Annotated in this window: 20 protein-coding genes; 9 read left to right on the forward strand and 11 right to left on the reverse strand. The window is 71.7% G+C overall.

The window, feature by feature from the left end; translation table 11 throughout:
• The first annotated feature begins 6 nt into the window (after nt 1-6).
• The 7 genes from AAG801_RS14835 to AAG801_RS14865 all read left to right on the forward strand — a co-directional run bounded on the left by AAG801_RS14835 (nt 7) and on the right by AAG801_RS14865 (nt 8,587).
• A complete protein-coding gene (locus tag AAG801_RS14835) occupies nt 7-1,107 on the forward strand; it encodes an electron transfer flavoprotein subunit alpha/FixB family protein (protein WP_341889058.1) in 1,101 nt (366 codons plus the stop codon).
• A 13-nt stretch (nt 1,108-1,120) separates the two neighbouring features.
• A complete protein-coding gene (locus tag AAG801_RS14840; protein WP_341889059.1) occupies nt 1,121-2,428 on the forward strand; it encodes an FAD-binding protein in 1,308 nt (435 codons plus the stop codon).
• Entirely contained in the window at nt 2,425-2,718 is a 294-nt protein-coding gene (locus AAG801_RS14845) for a ferredoxin family protein (RefSeq protein WP_341889060.1), read from the forward strand. Before AAG801_RS14840 ends, AAG801_RS14845 begins: the two co-directional genes overlap by 4 nt.
• Entirely contained in the window at nt 2,715-3,170 is a 456-nt protein-coding gene (locus AAG801_RS14850; RefSeq protein WP_341889061.1) for a ferritin family protein, read from the forward strand. The genes AAG801_RS14845 and AAG801_RS14850 overlap by 4 nt, the downstream gene beginning before the upstream one ends.
• A gap of 114 nt (nt 3,171-3,284) precedes the next feature.
• Complete coding sequence (gene nifA, locus AAG801_RS14855; protein ID WP_341889062.1) at nt 3,285-4,988, forward strand: nif-specific transcriptional activator NifA; 1,704 nt, start codon at nt 3,285-3,287, stop codon at nt 4,986-4,988.
• Nucleotides 4,989-5,049: 61 nt separating this feature from the next.
• Nucleotides 5,050-7,737, forward strand: coding sequence for a LuxR C-terminal-related transcriptional regulator (locus AAG801_RS14860; RefSeq protein ID WP_341889063.1), 2,688 nt, complete (start codon nt 5,050-5,052; stop codon nt 7,735-7,737).
• A gap of 4 nt (nt 7,738-7,741) precedes the next feature.
• Nucleotides 7,742-8,587, forward strand: coding sequence for a DUF364 domain-containing protein (locus tag AAG801_RS14865; RefSeq protein ID WP_341889064.1), 846 nt, complete (start codon nt 7,742-7,744; stop codon nt 8,585-8,587).
• Here AAG801_RS14865 and AAG801_RS14870 read toward each other — a convergent pair.
• The 6 genes from AAG801_RS14870 to AAG801_RS14895 form a co-directional block, all read right to left on the reverse strand.
• Complete coding sequence (locus AAG801_RS14870; RefSeq protein WP_341889065.1) at nt 8,573-8,767, reverse strand: hypothetical protein; 195 nt, start codon at nt 8,765-8,767, stop codon at nt 8,573-8,575. The two genes, AAG801_RS14865 and AAG801_RS14870, sit on opposite strands and share 15 nt — an antisense overlap.
• Before the next feature lie 73 nt (nt 8,768-8,840).
• The gene (locus AAG801_RS14875; RefSeq protein WP_341889066.1) at nt 8,841-11,543 is read right to left on the reverse strand and encodes a serine/threonine-protein kinase; all 2,703 of its coding nucleotides are present in this window, start codon (nt 11,541-11,543) and stop codon (nt 8,841-8,843) included.
• Nucleotides 11,544-11,592: 49 nt separating this feature from the next.
• Entirely contained in the window at nt 11,593-12,204 is a 612-nt protein-coding gene (locus tag AAG801_RS14880) for an ECF-type sigma factor (protein ID WP_341889067.1), read from the reverse strand.
• A 59-nt stretch (nt 12,205-12,263) separates the two neighbouring features.
• Nucleotides 12,264-12,530: a hypothetical protein gene (locus AAG801_RS14885; protein ID WP_341889068.1), complete on the reverse strand. Its 267-nt coding sequence runs from the start codon at nt 12,528-12,530 to the stop codon at nt 12,264-12,266.
• A gap of 80 nt (nt 12,531-12,610) precedes the next feature.
• Nucleotides 12,611-13,483, reverse strand: a complete 873-nt coding sequence (locus AAG801_RS14890; protein WP_341889069.1) for a patatin-like phospholipase family protein — start codon at nt 13,481-13,483, stop codon at nt 12,611-12,613.
• Between the two features lie 4 nt (nt 13,484-13,487).
• A complete protein-coding gene (locus AAG801_RS14895) occupies nt 13,488-14,075 on the reverse strand; it encodes a GNAT family N-acetyltransferase (protein WP_341889070.1) in 588 nt (195 codons plus the stop codon).
• A 116-nt stretch (nt 14,076-14,191) separates the two neighbouring features.
• On the opposite strand from AAG801_RS14895, the gene AAG801_RS14900 reads away from it, so the two are divergent.
• Both AAG801_RS14900 and AAG801_RS14905 read left to right on the forward strand, forming a co-directional pair.
• Nucleotides 14,192-14,674, forward strand: coding sequence for a (2Fe-2S)-binding protein (locus AAG801_RS14900; RefSeq protein WP_341889071.1), 483 nt, complete (start codon nt 14,192-14,194; stop codon nt 14,672-14,674).
• Nucleotides 14,671-16,998, forward strand: coding sequence for a xanthine dehydrogenase family protein molybdopterin-binding subunit (locus AAG801_RS14905; RefSeq protein WP_341889072.1), 2,328 nt, complete (start codon nt 14,671-14,673; stop codon nt 16,996-16,998). The genes AAG801_RS14900 and AAG801_RS14905 overlap by 4 nt, the downstream gene beginning before the upstream one ends.
• A 206-nt stretch (nt 16,999-17,204) precedes the next feature.
• Here AAG801_RS14905 and AAG801_RS14910 read toward each other — a convergent pair whose 3' ends face one another.
• The 5 genes from AAG801_RS14910 to AAG801_RS14930 form a co-directional block, all read right to left on the reverse strand.
• The gene (locus tag AAG801_RS14910; RefSeq protein ID WP_341889073.1) at nt 17,205-17,594 is read right to left on the reverse strand and encodes a RidA family protein; all 390 of its coding nucleotides are present in this window, start codon (nt 17,592-17,594) and stop codon (nt 17,205-17,207) included.
• A gap of 17 nt (nt 17,595-17,611) precedes the next feature.
• Complete coding sequence (locus tag AAG801_RS14915; protein WP_341889074.1) at nt 17,612-17,914, reverse strand: antibiotic biosynthesis monooxygenase; 303 nt, start codon at nt 17,912-17,914, stop codon at nt 17,612-17,614.
• A 24-nt stretch (nt 17,915-17,938) separates the two neighbouring features.
• Nucleotides 17,939-18,640, reverse strand: coding sequence for an ABC transporter ATP-binding protein (locus AAG801_RS14920; protein WP_341889075.1), 702 nt, complete (start codon nt 18,638-18,640; stop codon nt 17,939-17,941).
• 2 nt (nt 18,641-18,642) lie between these two features.
• Nucleotides 18,643-19,392 carry an ABC transporter ATP-binding protein gene (locus AAG801_RS14925; protein WP_341889076.1) on the reverse strand — a complete coding sequence of 250 codons (750 nt, stop codon included), beginning with the start codon at nt 19,390-19,392 and terminating at the stop codon, nt 18,643-18,645.
• Nucleotides 19,393-19,405: 13 nt separating this feature from the next.
• Nucleotides 19,406-20,196, reverse strand: a 791-nt coding sequence (locus AAG801_RS14930) for a branched-chain amino acid ABC transporter permease (protein WP_341889077.1), incomplete at its 5' end; no start/stop codon positions are given.

The following is a 20,196-nucleotide window of genomic DNA, read 5'->3' on the forward strand; positions in this document are numbered from 1 at the left end:
CGCACCATGAGCGAAGCCACCAAACCCGCTGCACCGAAAGCTGCCGGCCGCGCCGGACGCAACACCGAGCTGCCCGAGCACCTGAAGGCCTACAAGCACGTCTGGGTCTTCGTCGAGCACGATCGCGGCCACGTCAACCCGGTGAGCTGGGAACTGATGGGCGAGGCGCGCAAGCTGGCCGACAAGCTGCAGGTGCAGGTGGCCGGGGTGATCCTCGGAGGCCCCGACGAGCCGCTCGACGCCTACGCCAAGGAAGCCTATGCCTACGGCGCCGACCGCTGCTACGTGATGCGCGACCCGGTGCTCAAGGGCTACCGCAACGAGCCCTTCACCAAGGGCCTCACCGACCTCGTCAACACCCACCAGCCGGAGATCATGCTGCTGGGCGCCACCGCGATGGGCCGCGATCTCGCCGGCTCGGTCGCCACCACGCTGGGCACCGGGCTGACCGCCGACTGCACCGAGCTGAACATCGACGGCCGCGCGCTGGCGGCGACACGGCCGACCTTCGGCGGCTCGCTGCTGTGCACGATCATGACGCTGGCCTACCGGCCGCAGATGGCCACCGTGCGGCCGCGGGTGATGCAGATGCCGCGGCGCGACGAGAGCCGCACTGGTGATGTCGTCGAGATGCCGCTGGGCATGGTCGAGACTGACGTGGTCACCAAGCTGCTCGAGTTCATCCCGGACGCCACCCGCAGCACGGTCAACCTGGCCTATGCCGACATCATCGTCACCGGCGGCAAGGGCCTGAAGAACGCCGACAACTTCAAGCTGGTCTGGGAGCTGGCGCGTGTGCTCGGCGCCGAGGTCGGCGCCACCCGCGCGGTGACGCAGGCCGGCTGGTGCGAAGCCGAGCGGCAGGTCGGCCAGACCGGCAAGACGGTGCGGCCGAAGCTGTACATCGCCGCCGGTGTGTCGGGTGCGATCCAGCACCGTGTCGGCATGGAGAGCTCGGACGTGATCGTCGCGATCAACACCGATCCGAACGCGCCGATCTTCGACTTCGCGCACCACGGCATCGTCGGCAGCGCGATGCAGGTGCTGCCGGTGCTCACACAGACGTTCCGCACGCACCTCGACAAGCGCATCCGCAAGGTCGCCTGAAAGGAGACTCAGCATGGCCAAGGAAAAGTTCGATGCGATCGTGGTCGGCGCGGGCCCTTCGGGGAACACTGCTGCCTACACGATGGCCAAGGCAGGGCTCAAGGTGCTGCAGATCGAGCGCGGCGAGTACCCGGGCAGCAAGAACGTGCAGGGCGCCATCCTCTACGCCGACGCGCTGGAGAAGGTCATCCCCGACTTCCGCGACGATGCGCCGCTGGAGCGCCATGTCATCGAGCAGCGCATCTGGGTGCTCGACGACAACAGCTTCGTCGGCACGCACTACCGCAGCGACGACTACAACAAGCCGCCCTACAACCGCTACACCATCATCCGCGCGCAGTTCGACAAGTGGTTCAGCTCGAAGGTCCGCGAGGCCGGCGCACTGCTGATCTGCGAGACCACGGTGGAAGAACTGCTGATGGACGGCGAGCGCTGCATCGGCGTGCGCTGCGACCGCCAGGGCGGCGAGGTCTACGCGGACGTGGTGATCCTCGCCGACGGCGTCAACAGCACGCTGGCGCGCAAGGCCGGCTTCCACGGCGAGCTGAAGGCCGGCAACGTGGCGCTGGCGGTGAAGGAGATCCTCTTCATGCCGGAGGAGGTGATCCAGCAGCGCTTCAACATCAAGGATGAGGAGGGCGTGGTCATCGAGATGATGGGCACGGTCACCGAGGGCATGGTGGGCACCGGCTTCCTGTACACCAACAAGGATTCGCTGACCATCGGCGTGGGCTGCATGCTCAGCGACTTCAAGGCCAACCCGCAGAAGACCACGCCCTACGCGTTGCTCGAGAAGCTGAAGAAGCACCCGAGCATCGCGCCGCTGATCGAGGGCGGCGAGATGAAGGAGTACTGCGCGCACCTGATCCCCGAGGGAGGCTTCCACGCCGTGCCCAAAGTGTTCGGCGAGGGCTGGATGATCGTTGGCGACTCCGGCGGCTTTGTCAACGCGGCGCACCGCGAGGGCAGCAACCTGGCGATGACCACCGGCCGCCTGGCCGCCGAGACGGTGATCGCCGCCAAGGCGGCCGGTCGGCCGATGACGGCGAAGACGCTGAAGGCCTACAAGGAAAGCCTCGACGACAGCTTCGTGATGAAGGACCTGCACAAGTACCGCGAGCTGCCGCAGGTGCTGCACGCGAGCCCGCAGTTCTTCACCACCTACCCGGAACTGGTCAGCCGCGCCGCCAGGACCTTCTTCACCGTCGACGGTGTCGACAAGAAGACCAAGCAGCGCGAGATCCTCGGCAGCTTCAGGTCGGCGCGCCGCTGGCGTGGTCTCGTGAGCGATGCGTTCAATCTGTGGAGGGCCTTCCGATGATCGCTGTCAACGTGGAGGAGAAACTCTTCCAGAACCGCTACAAGGTCGACCATGGCCGGCCGCACATCCGGATCCTGGATGCGGACATCTGCAAGAACACCTGCGAATCGCAGGCCTGCACCTACATCTGCCCGGCCTCCTGCTACAAGGCCGAGGGCAACCGCTCGGTGACGCTGATCACCGATGGCTGCCTCGAGTGCGGCAGCTGTCGCGTGATCTGCACCGAGCACACCAACGTGGCCTGGGAGTACCCGCGTGGCGGCCACGGCATCCTGTTCAAGTTCGGATGAACAGCGTCGAGTTCTTCCTCGCCCACGCCGTGCAGCTCGAGCGCGAGGCGGCACGCCGCTACGAGGAGCTGGCCGCAGCCATGGGCACCGAGGGCAACCGCGAGCTGGGCGTGTTCTTCACGCGCATGGCGCACTACTCGCGCCTGCACCTGGCCGACGCGATGGCGCGCGGCGGCTTCCGCACGCTGACGCCGCTGGCGCCGCACGAATACGAGTGGCCGGAAGGCACCTCGCCGGAGACGGCCGACTGGGCCGGCGTCGACGCCCAGATGGGCGCGCGCGAGGCGCTGCAGCTCGCGCTCGAGGGCGAGCGCCGCGGCCATGCCTACTACGCCGGCATCGCGGCGACCAGCACCGACGCCGAACTGCGCGGCATCGCCGCCCAGTTCGCCGACGAGGAGGCCGAGCACGTCGCCGAGCTCGAAAGGCTGCTCGCCGCCTGCGCTGTTTGACCTGCGTCAAACGCAGACCCCTCGTCACGATTTCCCCCGCGCGCCGGCCCGCTTCCGGCTTGCTTCTTGCACGCTTCACGGCACCCACGGCGGCAGGCTCCAAGGAGGTGCGTGATGTTGAGTCGAACGAGCCACGATCAGCGCTCCCACATGGAGCTGATCACCGTCTACGAGATCTGCCGCATCCTGACGGCCTCGCTCGACATCGACCGAAGCTTCCGCGCCGCGCTGAACGTGCTGGCTGCGCACATGGAGCTGCCGCGCGCGATGATCGTGCTCAACGATGCCGACGCCGACCTGCTGCAGGTGCACAGCTCGGTCGGGCTGTCGCGCGAGCAGGAGCAGCGCGGCCGCTGGCAGCCGGGCGAGGGCGTCATCGGCCACGTCACCGCCTCGGGCATGCCGGTGGTCGTGCCCGACGTCGCGCAGGCCAGCGAGTTCATCGACCGCACCGGTGCCTTCAGCGCGCAGGACGACCAGATGATGGCCTTCGTCGTCGTGCCGCTGAAGACCGACAAGGCGGTGCTCGGCGCGCTGGCCGCGCAGCGCGAGGTGCGCGGCGGCGCGCGCCTGTCGGACGACCAGCGGGTGCTGACCATGGTCGCCTCGCTGCTCGCCCAGGCGGCGCAGCTGCACGATGCGGTGCGCGACGAGCACCAGCGCCTGCAGCTCGAGGCGACGCGGCTGCAGAAGGCGCTCAAGCGCGAGCCGCGCGGGCGTTATGCGCTGGACAACGTGGTCGGCGATTCGCGGCCGATGCAGCAGGTGTTCGTCGAGGTGCACCAGGCCGCACCCTCGCGTGCCACCGTGCTGCTGCGCGGCGAGAGCGGCACCGGCAAGGAGGCGATCGCGCGGGCCATCCACTTCCTCAGCCCGCGCAAGGACGCGCCCTTCATCAAGGTCAACTGCGCCGCGCTGACCGAAAGCCTGCTCGAGAGCGAGCTGTTCGGCCACGAGAAGGGCGCCTTCACCGGCGCCGCCGGCGAGCGCAAGGGCCGCTTCGAGCTGGCGCATGGCGGCACGCTGTTCCTCGACGAGATCGGCGATGTGTCGCCCGCCTTCCAGGCCAAGCTGCTGCGCGTGCTGCAGGAGCGCGAGTTCGAGCGCGTCGGTGGCAGCAAGGCGGTGAAGGTCGACGTGCGGCTGATCTGCGCCACCAACCGCGACCTCGAGAAGATGGTGCAGCGCGGCGAGTACCGCGCCGACCTGTACTACCGCATCAACGTGGTGTCGATCTTCCTGCCGCCGCTGCGCGAGCGGCGTGCCGACATCCCGCCGCTGGTGGCGCACTTCCTCGACCGCTACAACAAGGAGAACCGGCGCTCGCTGAAGGTCTCGCCCGAGGCGATGAAGGTGCTGACCAGCTGCTACTGGCCGGGCAACGTGCGCGAGCTGGAGAACTGCATCGAGCGCACCGCCACGATGGTGCAGGGCGACACCATCCAGGACCTGGCCTTCCCCTGCAAGCAGAACCGCTGCCTGACGCAGACGCTGCACTTCCTCGACAAGGCCGATGCGGTGGCGGCGGTGGCCTCGCTGCCGGTGGCGAGGCCGCAGCCCGCGACGTCGCGGCCCGAAGCTGGCGAGGCGGACGAGCACGACGAGGTCACCCGCATCGGCCCGACGCAGCGCCTGCCGGCCACGCCGGTGGCCGCCAGCGTCGGCAGTGAGCCGCCCGAGGGTGAGCGCGAGCGGCTGATCTGGGCGATGGAGCAGTGCGGCTGGGTGCAGGCCAAGGCGGCACGGCTGCTGCGCGTCACGCCGAGGCAGCTCGGCTACGCGCTGCAGAAGAACCGCATCGAGGTGCGCAAGTTCTAGGCGCCGGGGGCGCGCAGGCGGTTGGCCCCCGGACGGGCCGGTCTTCGGTATCGTGCGGGTCGTGCAGCCGCAGACCTTCGCTCCGACCAAGATCCAGCCGCCGCTGGTTCGCACCAATCTGGTCGCCAGGCCGGAACTGATCCAGCGACTGCGCGCGGCGCTGACGCAGGCCCGGCTGACCCTGCTGTGCGCGCCGGCCGGCTTCGGCAAGACGGTGGCGCTGACGCAGGCCGTGCGCTCGTTCGAGCCCGGCGCGGCGCGCGTGGCCTGGCTCAGCGCCGACGAGGACGATGACCTGCACCGCTTTCTCGCCTGCCTGTGCGCCGCGCTCGACCCCTTCGACCTGCCCTGGCGGCTGGCACCCGAGTCCTTGCTGGCGTCGCTCCATGAGGGCAGTGAGCGGCGCGCCCAGGCGGTCGCCGAGCTGGTGGCGGCGTTGGCCTCGGCCGACGTCGAGCGCGGGCTGCTGGTGGTCGACGATCTGCACCGCATCGAGGACCCGGGCGTGTTCGAGTTGCTCGAGGCGCTGGTGGCGCGGCTGCCGCCGGCCTGGTCGATGGCGATCGGCACGCGCGTCGAACCGTCCATGCCCCTGCTGCGCTGGCGTGCCGCCGGCGAACTCGCCGAATTCCGCCAGGACGACCTGCGGTTCTCCGCCGACGACGTCCAGGCGCTGGTCAGCGGCGCGGCGCGGCCGGTCGCCTGGTCGGCCGAGGCGCTGCTGCAGCGCACCGCCGGCTGGCCGGCCGGGCTGCGCCTGAGCCTGAACAGTGCCGGCGGCCCGGGCACCGAGCGCGCCGGCGCGGCGCTCACGCAGCGCCACCTGTTCGACTACCTGGCCAGCGAGGTGCTCGACGACGTGCCCTCGGGCCTGCGCGACTTCCTGCTGCGCTGTTCGGTGCTGCCCGAGCTCACCGCCGCACGCTGCGAGGCGGTCAGCGGCGACTCGCGGGCGGCGCGCTGGCTGGAGGAGATCGAACGCCGCGGCCTGTTCGCCACCGTGCTCGACGGCGACGAGCCGACGCTGCGCCTGCACGACCTGTTCCGCGACTTCCTCGAGGACCGGCTGCGCCGCGCCCACCCCGAGGAATGGAACGGCCTGCTGGTGCGCGCCGCGGCGCAGGAGGGCGACGTGATGCGCCGCGTCAACCTGCTGGTGCGCGCTGCCGCCTGGGCCGAGGCCGAGGCGGCTTTGGTCTCCGCCGTGCCGGCACTGCTGCTGGCCGGCGGGCACGCCACGGTGATCCGGCTGGTCGAGCAGTTCCCCGCCGAGCAGCGCGAGCGTTCGCCGCGGCTGGCCTTCGCGCGTGGGATGTGCGCCTGGCCGCGCTTCGAATGGGTCACCATGCAGCGTTCGATGGAGCGCGCGGCGCGCGGCTTCGAAGCGGCCGGCCACGCGGCGCTGGCCCGCCAGGCGAGCGTGCTCGAGACGGTGGGCCTGATCGCCATCGGCCGCATCGCCGAGGCGGCGCAGCGGCTCGACGCCGTGCGGGCACAGCCGCTGGACCGCGACACCGAGACCCTGTCCGAGCTGATGATGTACTGGCGCACCGGCGCCACCGGCCCCGCACTCGGCCCGGCGCGGCACCTGGAGCGCATGACCGACCTGCTCGAGGGCCGCGGCACGGCCGAGGCCGGCCTGGCGCCGGCGACGCAGTGGTACCGCAGCGCGCCGCATTTCATGTTCGTCGGCCGTGCCGGTGTGCGCGCGCCGATGGAGCGCTTCGTGCGCGCTGCGCTGCAGGTGGCCGGCGAGCACCACGCGCCGCTGCGCGCGGCGGCCAACGCGCTGCAGGCCTGGCTGCTGTTGTGGCAGGGCCGCGCGGACGCGGCGCACCGGCTGATGACCGAGGTGCGCGACGACGAGCGCTGGCTCGGCCAGCCGCGCAGCCTGCGCATCCCCATCCTCGGCTTCTTCGCCGCCTGGCACTCGCTGCGCGGTGAGGCCGAGGCAGTGCGCGCAGCGACGCAGGCGATGATCGACGACGTCGACACCGACCCGGAGCGGCGCGCCAGCTGGCGTGGCGTCTACCTCTACAACCTCGGGCGGCTGAGCGCGGCGATCGGCGACGACGCCGGCCTGCAGCATGCGCTCGACCAGCTCGCCGCGACGCCGTCGAGCGGCGAGTGGCCGTACATGCGCGGTGCGCGGCTGGCGATCCAGGGGCTGGCGGCGCTGCGCGGCGGCCGGCTCGACGAGGCGCGCGAGCGACTGGAGTCGGCCATCGTCGATTCGGCGGAAGTCGACACGCTGTCACTCGACACCACCGCACGCATGGCGCTGGCCCTCGTGCATGCGCGCCGCGGCGATGCGCAGGCGGCGTGGGCGGTGCTCGGCCCGGTGCTCCGCCACGCGCGCGAAGCCGGCGAGCCGGTGGGCGTGCTGGTCACCGGCCGGGCCGCGTGCACCGAGATGGCGGCGCTGCCGGCGCCTGCCGAGTTCGCCGCCGAGCGGGCCTGGCTGGCCGGGCTGCTGGCGCATCGGGCCGAGCCTGCGCCCGAGGCTGCCGTCGTCACGCAGGAGGCCGCGGCCGGGCGCGCCGGCGAGATCGCGCTGACCGACCGCGAGCAGGAGGTGCTGGCATGCATCGCCGCCGGCGACAGCAACAAGCTGATCGCGCGGGCGCTCGACCTCAGCCCGCACACCGTCAAGCGCCATGTCGCCAACATTCTCGCCAAGCTCGCGCTCGACTCGCGCGGCCAGGCGGCGGCGTGGCATCGTGAGCGCTTTGCGCCCGACCGCCGCTGACGCCATGAACTCCTGCCGCCACGATCTGGTTCGCCTCGTCGAACGCCTCGACGAGCTCGGTGCGCTGCCGCGTGTGGCCGCGCTGCACCTGCCGCAGCCGGCGGCGGACGGTACGCGCGACGGCGAGTTCTGCGCGGTGGAGCTGGAGGACGGCTCGCTGGGCCTGAGCTTCGTGCTGCTCGGCGACACGCTGGCGCGGCTGCGCGGCGGCGACGCCGCGGCGCTGGCCGGCAGCTCCTCGCTGGCGCTGGCGCGGTGTTATGAAGAGACCGATGGCGCGCAGCGCGCGCTCGGTTTCGCCGCCGTCAACGCGCTGACGCGCCACCTATTCGCCCGTGCCGGCTACGCGCCGCCGCCGGCGCGGGGTTCGATCGGCGATCTCGACCTGGTGCCGGGAGACCATGTCGGCATGGTCGGCCTGTTCCCGCCGCTGGTGAAGCAGGTGCTGGCCACGGGGGCGGCGCTGACGGTGCTGGAGTTGCGCGCCGACCTGGCCGGCGCGCGCGAGGGCTGGTGCGTGACGCTCGACCCCGGCGATCTGGCGGCGTGCAACAAGGTGCTGTCGACCAGCACCGTGCTGCTCAACGACACGCTGGACGACGTGCTTTCGCACTGCCGCGGCGCGCAGCGGGTCTCGCTGATCGGCCCGGGCGCCGGCTGCCTGCCCGACCCGCTGTTCGATCGCGGGGTGACACTGCTCGGAGGCAGCTGGATCGTCGATGCGCCGGCCTTCAAGGCGGCGCTGGCCGCCGGCGTGTCTTGGGGCGCGCATGCGCGCAAGAGCGCGATCCACCGCGACGACTACCCCGGCTTCGAGCAGCTGCTCGAACGCGCCTCAGTGCAGCGTTGAGTCCGCGGCGCGGTTGTCGTCGGCGCAGCCGCAGGAGACGATCAGCGCATCGAAGGCGACCGTCGACCCACAACCTGCGCAGCGACATGACATCGTGACGCGGGCCTCGCGCTGGGCATCGGCGGTGAGCATCGGGGCCGTGGTGGTCGACGGCGTCGATGCAAGCGATTGCAGTTCCATGGCGGGCCTCCCGAAGTATGACGAGCCCAGTATGGGCGCCTGTGCGGCCTACCGCATCCCCGATATGAAGGCCCTAGTTTGTCGGCATGGTCCTGAGCAGCAGAACCGCACGCCGACTCTGCGGGCTGTCGCCCCCGGTGGCGGCCATGATGTGGGCCACGCCCTGCGCGATCGCGCTGCGGGCGGCTGCTGCACTGCCTGCGGCCGACTGGGCGCGACCGAGGGTAATCCAGGCCAGCCCGGCCTGGTCGGAGTGCGGCTTGCCGCCCTGCAGGCGCTGCGCGATCGCCAGTGCTTCGCGCGCGTCGGCCAGCGCCTCCTCATGGCGTGCCAGCGCCAGCGCCGCTTCTGCGCGCGTGCGCAGCGCCTGGCCCACGTAGGCCGGGCTGGTGCCGCTTGCGCGCAGCTGGGCGAGCTGGCGCTCGAGTGCCGCGTGCGCCTCGGCGGCACGATCGCGCTGCAACGCGATGCCGGCACGAACCCAGACACCGCGGATGTGCGCCGGCTGGCGTGGGTCGTCCGCGCCCTCGAGTGCCTCGGCGCGCGCCAGTGCCTGCTCGGCCTCGGCAATGCGGCCGAGCGCGAGCAGCACGCTGGCCATGCCGACCAGGCCGTACTGCGCGCCATGGGCGTGCTTCACCGCCTCGCTGACGCGCAGCGTCTCGGCATAGGCGGCGAGCGCGTCGTCGAAGCGGCCGATGCGTTCGAGCGCCAGTGCGCGGTTGCCCAGCACCCAGCTCGGCGGCTCGCGCCAGGCCATCAAGCGGCGGTGGCCGGCCAGCAGTTCGTCGTAGCGCTGCAGGGCATGCAGCACGTCGCCGGTGGCGAGCTCGACCACGCCCCAGTTGCTCAGCATCACGCGCGCGTGCAGGCTGTCGGCGCGGTTCAGTGCGCGGTAGCGCGCCAGCGAGTCTTCGAAATAGGCCTCGGCCTCGCCGCTGCGGCCGTTCTGGTGCAGCGCGAAGCCGATGTCGCCGAGCAGCTCGGCCTCGACGTCGCCACCGGCCAGCCCGGCGGCGCGCAGCCGCTGCAGCGCCGCCTGCGCGAACTCCAGCGCGACCTGGGGCTCGATGGTGTTCGCCGCGATCGCACCGCGCATCTGCAGGCAGTGCACCGCGGCGACGTCGGGCGTGCGCGGATCGCGGATCCAGCGGTCGACCAGCTTCACCGCTTCTTCGGCGCGGCCGAGCGCCTGCAGCGTCTGGCCGCGGTCGCAGTCGATCTGCGCCTGCAAAGTGCGGTCGGAGGATCTGCGCGTGAGTTCGGCCGCCCGCGCCAGCAGTGCGTCGCTGCGCTGCGGCTCGTCGAAGTACTCGGACAGGATGCGCAGGATCGCCGCCTCGTGCTCCGGCACCTCGCCGAAGGCCGGCGCGACGAGCAGCGCGCCGCGCTCGAGCATCTGCCGGATCGCGTCGGCATGCTGCGGCGCCACCGCTTCGGTGAACAGCATGCCGAGGAACTCGTTGACCGCCTCGTTGCGCGCCAGCAGCGCTCGCGCCTGATCGCGCTCGCGCGCCGCCTCGCGCGCCTGCCAGGTGGCCAGCGCGGTACCGGCGAGCAGCGCGGCGGCGACGGCCGCGCCGGCGAGCGCACCCGCCCGGTGCCGGCGCAGGAACTTGCCGAGCCGGTAGGCCAGGCCCGCGGGCCGCGCCTGCACCGGCTCGCCGGCCAGGTGGCGTTCGATGTCGGCGGCGAAGGCCTCGACGCTGCGGTAGCGCTGCGCCGGGTCCTTGCGCATCGCCTTGAAGAGAATGGTGTCGAGGTCGCCGCGCAGCGCGCGCGCCGTGCGCGCATCGCTCGCCTGCGTGCTGGCCGGGCGCAGGTCGGCACTGAGGATCGCCTCCTCCAGCGCCGCGGGAGTGTCGCGCGAGAGCCGGTAGGGGCGCACGCCGGCGAGCAGTTCGTGCAGCACCACGCCGAGCGAGTAGACGTCGGCCGCCACGCCCACCGGGCGGCCGCTGAGCTGCTCGGGAGCGGCGTAGTCGGGCGTCACCGCGCGGCCGATCTGTTGCGTCAGCGGGCCGCGGGCGTCCGGCTTGTCGTGCAGCAGCTGGGCGACGCCGAAGTCGAGCAGCCGCACCTCGCCGCCGGGCGTGACGAGGATGTTGCTCGGCTTCAGGTCGCGGTGCACGACGAGCCTTGCGTGCGCATGCGACACCGCGTCGGCCACCTGCAGGAACAGGCGCAGCCGCGCCGGCACGGCCAGCGCATGGGTGCCGCAGTGCACGTCGATCGGCGTGCCCTCGACCAGCTCCATGGCCAGCCACGGCCGCCCCGCCGGCGTGACGCCAGCGTCGTACAGGCGTGCGATGCGCGGGTGCTCCAGCGTGGCCAGGATGTCGCGCTCGCGCGCCATGCGCTGCGCCAGCCCGATCGCCCAGCCGCTGCGCGGCAGCTTCAGCGCCTCCCGGCGCTGCAGGCTGCCGTCGATACGCTCGGCCAGCCACACGGTGGCCATGCCGCCTTCGCCGAGCGGATGCAGCAGCCGGTACGGGCCGACGACGTCACCGGGCGCGTCGGCGATCAGCGCCTTGTCGCCGGCGTCATCGAGCCCGGCCAGGCCGGCGAGGCCCAGCCCCGGCGCGTGGCGCATGAAGCCGTCGCCGCCGTGTGCGGCGCGATCGAGCAGACGGCGCAGCAGCGGCTCCAGGTCCCGATCCCGAGGCGGCAGGGCGCGCAGCCAGCCGTCGCGTTGCTCGGCGGGCAGCTCGAGCGCAGCCTCCAGCAGCACATTCACGCGCCGCAGCTGCTCGGGGTCGGGCAAGGCATCGTTCATCGCGCGGGTTCGATCCGGCGCTGCCGGCAGCGCGGCAAGCTGCGCAGGGTCAGCGGCCGAGCATCTGCGCGAGCAGCAGCCGCGCGCGTTCCCAGTCGCGGCGCACGGTGCGGTCGGTCACGCCCAGCGCGCCGGCAATCTCCAGGTCGGTCAGGCCGGCGAAATAGCGCATCTCGACCACGCGCACCAGCCGCGCATCGACCTCGGCCAGCACCTGCAGGGCTTCGTGCACCTCGAGGATCTCGTCGTCGCTGCTGCCCAGGGCCTCGCCGGCGCGCGTGTCCAGCGTGACATGCTCGACGCCGCCGCCACGTCGCTGCGCGCTGCGCCGGCGCACGAAGTCGATGACGATCGAGCGCATCGTCGTTGCAGCATAGGCGAGGAAGTGCTCGCGGTCCTTCAGCGCGACCAGGCCATCGCTGCGCATCCGCATGAAGGCCTCGTGCACCAGGGCCGAGGTGTCGAGCAGCGTGTGACGGCCGCCTGACGCCAGCCGCGAGCGTGCCAGCCGGCGCAGTTCCTGGTAGAGGTGGGCGAACAGCGCTTCGGCGGCAGGTGCCGGCGCTTCGCGCTCGGCCGTGACGGCGGCAGTGGTGGCGTGGACCATGGGCGGCGGGCTCGCGGCGTCGGTGCCCATCGGCGACGGGCGGGCGCCGATCATGGGGCGATCGCCTGCACCGGGCAACCCCTCCGAAGAGCGAGCGTCCCGGCCTCACACGGTCACTGACCGGTCGCGGTACTTCCCGCGCGCGGCAGGTTGGCGCGGCGGATCTGCTCGTTGCGCATCATCGCCTCGGCGTCCCGCTGAGTGCGGGCGCGCTCCTCTTCCGTCGGCTCGGGCCGCTGGTCGCGGCGCGCGATGTTGCTGCCGGTCGATGACTCGCTGCGATACACCGCCGGCCGCTCGGCGGCGGGCGGGCCGTCGGCCGTCGTGCCGCAGGCACACAGGGCCAGGACGGCCGGGACAAGGAAGGCGCGAAAGCTCATTGTTCGAGTCCTTGGGCGTGGGGTGCGAGGTATCGGGGCAGTGTCGCACGGGGTCTCGTCGCGCGCAGCGCGGCGGGGGCTCAGGCGACGCGGCGCACCCCGCCTTCGAGCAACGCGCGCAGTTCGGGCAGGCATGCCTGCGCGGCGCGCCGGCCGGCTTCGTAGAGCTCGGGCAGTGCGTCGGTCTGCCACAGGCCGACGTGCCTGTCGAGGTTCAGCTCGATCGGCAGCAGGCGCTGCCCGCGGGCGGTGGCGGCTTCGATGCGCGCCTGCATCAGGTTGTTCAGCAGCGCCGTGCTGTAGCGCGCCAGCAGGCGCGAGGGGCGGTCGATCTTGCGCGGCAGGCGCCCGGCGAAGCCGAGCGTGAGCAGCACCTGCGCATCGGCGGCGCCGGCCACCGGCAGCGGATCGGACAGCACGCCGTCGACGAGGCGGCGGCCATCCACGCGCACCGGCGCGAACAGCACCGGCACCGCCATGCTGGCGCGCAGCGCGGCGCTCAGCAGGCCGTTGGTCAGCAGCACCGGCGCGCCGTTGGCTGCATCGGTGGCGGCAATGCGCAGCGCGATCGGCAGGCTCTCGATGCGCGTGTCGCCGAAGGCCTGCACGATGCGCTGGCCGATCAGGGCGCCGTCGCGCAGCGCGAAGTCGGCGTCGAAACCGGTCCAGCGCGGCAGCAGCACCTGTACCCAGGCGCGCCAGCGGTGCTGCTGCGTCAGCTCCTGCGACCACAACCGGCGCGACATCTCCAGGCCGGCCTCCGGTGCGATGGACGAGGCAACCAGCGCGCCGAACAGCGCGCCGGAACTGCAGCCGACGACGAGGTCGGGCGCGATGCCGTGGCGACGCAGCACGTCGACGATGCCCAGCGCCGCGACGCTGCGCACGCCGCCGCTGCCCAGCACCAGGGCAAGGCGGGGGCGGGTGGGGGTGAGGGACGGGATCGTGGCCATGGTGTCAACGGGTGAAGGCGTGGAAGATCCGCAGGTGCCGGTGTGGACGCCGCGGTGCAGTCGGTGCGGCGGCCTCGCAGTGCGCCTCCGCCACCACCAGCGAGGCGTCGCCGCGGTGCGGCGAGACCGAGAAGCCGCAGCGGCTAAGCAGCGCCAGCATCGGCCCGTTGTCGGCCAGCACGTGGCCGTACAGCCAGTGCAGGCCATGGTCGGCCGCCGCGTGTCGCAGCGCCTGCAGGCAGCGACGCGCAATGCCTTCGCGCCGCCAGGCGGCGGCGACCACCAGGGCGAACTCGGCCGCGCTGCCGCGGGCGTCGGCGACGCAGCGGGCCTCGGCCACCAGCGTCTCGCGGCCGTCCTGCGTGGCCGTGGCGACCAGCACGGTATCGACGTGGCTGGGGGCCCGTGCCAACTCGCGCAGCCGCTGCGGCGACAGGCCGTTGACTGCGCCGTGAAAGCGCCGTCGCCGTGCCAGCGGGTCGAGGCCGGCGAACAAGCCGGCCAGGGCCGGTGCGTCATCTGGACGGATCGCACGGATCTGCAGCCGGCTGCCGTCGCGGCCGCGCCATGTGGCTAGCGGGAAGTCGGTCATGGAATGTCCTCCTTGCCCGGTACCACGCAGCGCGCGCAGCGATCCGGACATCCCCTGCGCTGCGACCGGCCGCATTCCGGACTAGGATGGCGGCCGCATTCAGACGAGGTCCGCGCATGACGACACTCCGCATCCAGGTCAACGGCCGCCCGGTCGAGGCCGACGTGGCACCCACCACCCTGCTGGTCGAGCTGCTGCGCGGCCCGCTGGCGCTGACCGGCACCCACCAGGGCTGCGACACCGCGCAGTGCGGCGCCTGCACGGTGCTGATCGACGGCGAGGCCGTGAAGAGCTGCAGCCTCCTCGCGCTGCAGGCGCAGGGCCGCGCGGTGACCACCGTCGAAGGCCTGGCGAAGGGCGATGCGCCGCATGCGCTGCAGGAGGCCTTCATGGCCTGCCACGGCCTGCAATGCGGCTTCTGCACGCCGGGCATGCTGATGTCGGCCTGTGCGCTGCTGCGCCGTGAGCCGAACCCGAGCGAGGCGCAGATTGTCGACGCGCTGGAGGGCAACCTGTGCCGCTGCACCGGCTACGTCAACATCGTCGCCTCGGTCCAGCAGGCCGCACAGGCGCTGGCCGCGAAGGGAGAGCGGGCATGAGCACCACGAAGGTCGAGGCTGCCCGCTACGGCAGCGGCAAGGACGTGCGCCGCATCGAGGATCCGGCGCTGCTGCGCGGCGAGGGCCGCTTCACCGACGACCTGACCCGCGCCGGCCAGACCCACCTGGTCTTCCTGCGCTCGCCGCACGCGCATGCGGTGATCAAGAGCGTGGATGCCGCCGAGGCGCGTGCCGTACCCGGCGTGCTGGCGGTCTACACCGGGGCCGACCTGCTGGCCGCCGGTGTCAAGCCGATCGGCCCGGCCGTGCCCTTCCCGCGGCCGGACGGCAAGCCGGGTGCCTCGGCGCCGCGCCACCCGCTGGCCACCGACCGCGTGCGCTACGTCGGCGAGGCGGTGGCGGCGATCGTCGCCGATTCACGCGAGGCGGCGATGAACGGTGCCGAGGCGGTGTTCGTCGACTACGACGACCTGCCCTCGGTGACCGACCCGCTGCAGGCCATCGCCCCCGGCGCGCCGGTGCTGTGCGATGCGGCGCCCGACAACATCGCCGCCGAGATGCGCCATGGCGATGCGGCTGCCACCGAGGCCGCGTTCAAGGCCGCGGCGCATGTGGTGTCGCTGGACATCGTCAACCAGCGCCTCGCGCCGGCCTCGATGGAGCCGCGTGTGGTGCTCGCCGAGAGCGATGCCACGAACGGGCGCATCACCATCACGCTGTCCAGCCAGATGCCCACCGCCGTGCGTGACGGCGTGGCCGGCGCGCTGGGCCTGGACAACGCGCAGGTGCGCGTGCTGGTCGGCGACGTCGGCGGCGGCTTCGGCATGAAGACCGGGCTGTACCCCGAGGACATCGTCGTCGCCCACGCGGCGCGCACGCTGGGCCGGCCGGTCAAGTGGTGCGCGCAGCGGCTGGAGGAGTTCAGCGCCTCGGTGCATGGCCGCGACGTGATCACCAAGGCCGAGCTGGCGCTCGACGCCAACGGCAAGGTGCTGGCGCTTCGCACACGCTCCCATGCCAACGTCGGCGGCTACGCGATGACGGTCGGCGTGGCGATCCAGCTGCTGATCGGGCCGTGGGTGACGACCAGCATCTATCACATCCCGACCATCTCGCTGCAGCTCACCGCGGTGATGACCAACACCACGCCGACCGGCGCCTACCGCGGCGCGGGGCGGCCGGAGGCGATCTACATCGTCGAGCGGCTGATGGACGCGGCCGCGCGCGAGATGAAGCTCGACGGCGCCGAGCTGCGCCGCCGCAACATGATCCGCCCGGACCAGATGCCCTACAAGAACCCGATGGGGCAGGTCTACGACGTCGGCCAGTTCGAGAAGATGCTCGACCAGGGCCTGGCGCTCGCCGACTGGAACGGCTTCGAGGCACGCCGTGCTGCGTCGAAGGCCAAGGGCCGGCTGCGCGGCCGCGGCATCGCCACCTTCCTCGAGTGGACCGGCGGCAATGCGCTGTCCGAGCAGGTGACGGTCAACGTGCTGTCCGAAGGCATCGTCGAGCTGACCGTGGCGACCATGCCGATGGGCCAGGGCATCAACACCAGCCTGGCGCAGCTCGCCGTCGATACCTTCGGCGTGCCGCTCGAGCAGATCCGCATCCGCCACGGCGACACCGACCGCGCCAACGGCTTCGGCAGCGCCGGTTCGCGCTCGCTGTTCACCGGCGGCGCGGCGGTGCAGGTGGCCTCCGAGAACACCATCAAGCATGCGAAGGACCTGGCCGGCGAGGCGCTCGAAGCCGCGCCGCGCGACATCGAGTACTACGCCGGCCGCTTCAGCATCGCCGGTACCGACCGCGGCATCGGCCTGTTCGAGCTGGCGGCAAAGCAGCCGGCGTCGCGCATCACCGCGGACGGCGACGCCACGGCCGGCGCGCCGAGCTGGCCGAACGCCTGCCATGTCTGCGAGGTCGAGGTCGACCCCGAGACGGGCGCGGTGGAGGTGGCCGCGTACGCCTCGGTCAACGACATCGGCCGCGTTGTCAGCCCGACCATCGTGCGCGGGCAGATCGAGGGCGGTGCTGTGCAGGGCATCGGCCAGGCGCTGTGCGAGCAGGTCGTCTACGACCGCGACAGCGGCCAGTTGCTGACGGCCAGCTTCATGGACTATGCGCTACCGCATGCCGATGGCTTCCGCGGCTTCAAGACGGTGTTCGACACCTCGGTTCCGTGCACGACCAACCTGCTCGGCGTGAAGGGCGTCGGCGAGCTCGGCACCATCGGCGCGACGCCGGCGGTGGTCAATGCGGTGGTCGATGCGCTGGCCAGCGCCGGCCTGGGCCGCGAGGCCGAGAAGATCCAGATGCCACTGACCGCGCCGGTGGTGTGGGCGGCGCTGCAGGGCGCCTAGGCCGGTCGCGCGGGCCGCTCGCGGCCCTGATCGGTCGTTTCAGTTTCAGTTCATGCCACCGCTGGCGCGCGGCGGGTGGTCCGGGTGTGCGCTCTCCGGCCCACGCTCGCGGGCGGCCACCGCGCTGCCTCTCCGATCTCGGCACGAGTGAAGCCGCAACGGCCGCTCAGGGCCGTGAACATTCCGTTCGCTTCCCAGCGCCCGCCTCAGCGTCGCGCCACCATGTCGATCTCGATCAGCGCGCCCTTGGCCAGGCCGTTGACGCCGATGCAGGTGCGCGCCGGCCGGTGGTCTTCGGCGAAGTAGCCCGCGTAAACCGCGTTCATCGCCGGGTAGTCGCGCTCGAAGTGCAGCAGGTAGACACGCACCTGCAGCACGTTGGCCAACGTGAGCCCGCAGCCCTGCAGCACCGTCTGCAGGTTCTTCATCACCTGGTGCGTCTGCGCCGTGATGCCTTCGGGGTAGGGCTCGTCGACCGAGGTGCCGGAGAAGGGCATCTGGCCGGTCAGGAACACCCAGCCGTCGGCCTCGGTGGAGTGGCTGAAGGGCGCGACCGGGTTCGGCGCGCCGGCGATCATGTGGAAGATCGGGTCCATCGGGGTGATGGGAACCGTCAGTCCGACTTGCCGACCAGCTCGAAATGCTCCACCACCGGCGGCGCCGCGAAGAACGGGCCGACGATCGCGCGCCACTGCGGGAACAGCGGCCCGCCGCGGAAGTGCACCGTGTGGTCTTCCAGCGTGTCCCAGAAGATCTGCAGGATGTAGCGCTCGGGCGACTCGATCCCCTTGTTGACCTTGTAGCCGCGAAAGCCCTTGGCCTGGCTGATCACGGTGCTGACACCGCGCACGATGGCTTCGTCGAAGGCGGCCTGCTGGCCGGGCGGGATGCGGATGTCGGCGAGTTCGAGGATCATGGTTCGTTCCGGGTGATGCGGCGTTCAGACGCCGAGGTATTGCGCCAGTGCGGCGGTGTCGCCGGCCAGCGTGTCGCTGGCGCCGGCGAGGACGATGCGGCCCTTCTCCATCACCGCCGCGCGGTCGGTGTGGGCGAGCACCTTGCGGTAGTCGCGGTCGACGATCAGCGTGCTGATGCCGGTGGCGCGGATCTGCCCGATCACACGCCAGATCTCGGTGACGATCAGCGGCGCCAGGCCCTCGGTGGCCTCGTCGAGGATCATCAGCTTCGGGTTGGTCATCAGCGCGCGGCCGATGGACAGCATCTGCTGCTCGCCGCCGGAGAGCTGCTGCCCGCCGTGGCCGAGCCGCTCGGCCAGGCGCGGGAAGGTGGCCAGCACCCGTTCTTCGGTCCAGTCACGCTGCCCGTCGACGCCGGCGCGTGCGCTCATCAGCAGGTTCTCTCGCACCGAGAGATTCGGGAAGATGCCGCGGCCTTCGGGCACGTAGCCGATGCCGAGCCGCGCCATGCGCTCGGGCACCCAGCCGGTGACGTCCTTGCCTTCCCAGGCGATGCGGCCCGAGGCTGGCCGCACGTAGCCCATCAGCGTGCGGATCAGCGTGGTCTTGCCCATGCCGTTGCGGCCAAGCAGGCCGAGCGCGCTGCCGGCCGGCAGCTCCAGGCTGGCGCCGCGCAGGATGTGGGCTTCGCCGTAGTAGGTGTTGAGGTCGGCGATCGACAACATGCTCAGTGACCTTCACCGAGGTAGGCGGTCTGCACGTCGCGGCTGGCGCGGATCGCCGCCGGCGCGTCGCTGGCGATCACCTCGCCGTTGACCATCACGGTGATGCGGTCGGCGATGCGGAACACCGCGTCCATGTCGTGCTCGACCAGCAGCACCGCGTGCGTCTGCTTCAGCGTGGCGAGCAGCGCGAGCATGCGCTCGGTCTCCTCCGCGCCCATGCCGGCCAGCGGCTCGTCGAGCAGCAGCACGCGTGGTTTGGTCGCCAGGCACATCGCGATCTCGAGCTGGCGCTTGCCGCCGTGGCTGAGCGTGCCGGCGGTCCGCGCCTCCACGTCGGCCAGGCCGGCGGCGGCCAGCGCCTCGCGCGCGATCGCGAGGCTGGCCTCGCAGCGTTGCGCCGCTTCCCACACCGCCCAGGCGCGCGGCAGCGCGGCCTGCGCGCACAGCCGGCAGTTCTCCAGCACCGTGAAGCTCGGGAAGATGGTCGTGCGCTGGTAGCTGCGGCCGATGCCGGCGTGGGCGCGCTTCGGCTGCGACCAGTCGGTGATGTCGTGGCCGTCGAAGTGGATGCTGCCCACCGAGGCACGCATCTCGCCCGACAGCATGTTGATCAACGTCGACTTGCCGGCTCCGTTGGTGCCGATCACCGCGTGCACCTCGCCGATGCGGAAATCCAGCGTCACGCCGTTGACCGCGGTGAGGCCGCCGAAGCGGCGGGTCAGCAGGTTGGAGCGCAGCAAGGCTTGGCTCACATTCGCCTTCGGCTCAGCCACCGGCAGCTCCCGTGAGGCGCGCCTTCAACCCGATCAGTCCCTTGGGCAGCAGCGCGACGAAGGCGATGATGGTCAGGCCCAGCGTCAGCTGCCAGTGCGACGCCAGCGGCCCGAGCAGTGCCTCGCTCTGGTACAGCTCCTTGAGCAGCGTGAAGGCGGTCGCGCCGATCACCGCGCCGCGCAGGCTGCCGAGGCCGCCGAGGATGATCATCAGAAGCACCGCGCCCGACTCGTGCCAGGACAGCAACTCGGGGTTGACTGCGCCGTCCTTCACCGCGAGCAGGAAGCCGGCCAGGCCGGCCAGCGCGCCGGCGACGACGAAGGCGGCAAGCTTGTAGCCGTAGGTGCGGAAGCCGGCGGCGCGCATGCGCTGCTCGTTGACGCGGATGCCGGCCAGCGCATGGCCGAAGCGCGAGCGGCCGAGCAGCGCCAGCAGCGCGTAGGTGGCGGCCAGCGCGGCGATCACCGTGTAGTAGAGGTGGGTCTTCTGGTCGAGGTCCAGCCATACCGTGCCGCCGAACTCGATCACCGGCTTGCTGTAAAGGAAGATGCCGTCGCTGCCGCCGCCGACCTGGGTGTCGTGGAAGACGAAGTAGGCCATCTGCGCGAAGGCCAGCGTCACCATGATGAAGTAGACGCCGCTGGTGCGCAGGCTGAGCGCGCCGACGAACAGCGCGTACAGCGCCGCCGCACCGACCGCCGCCGGCAGCAGCCACAGCATCGAGGCCGCGCCGGCATCGCCGGTGCCCAGCACGGTGACGTAGGCGCCGATGCCGAAGAAGG

The organism is Variovorax sp. YR752 (genome assembly GCF_943372545.1).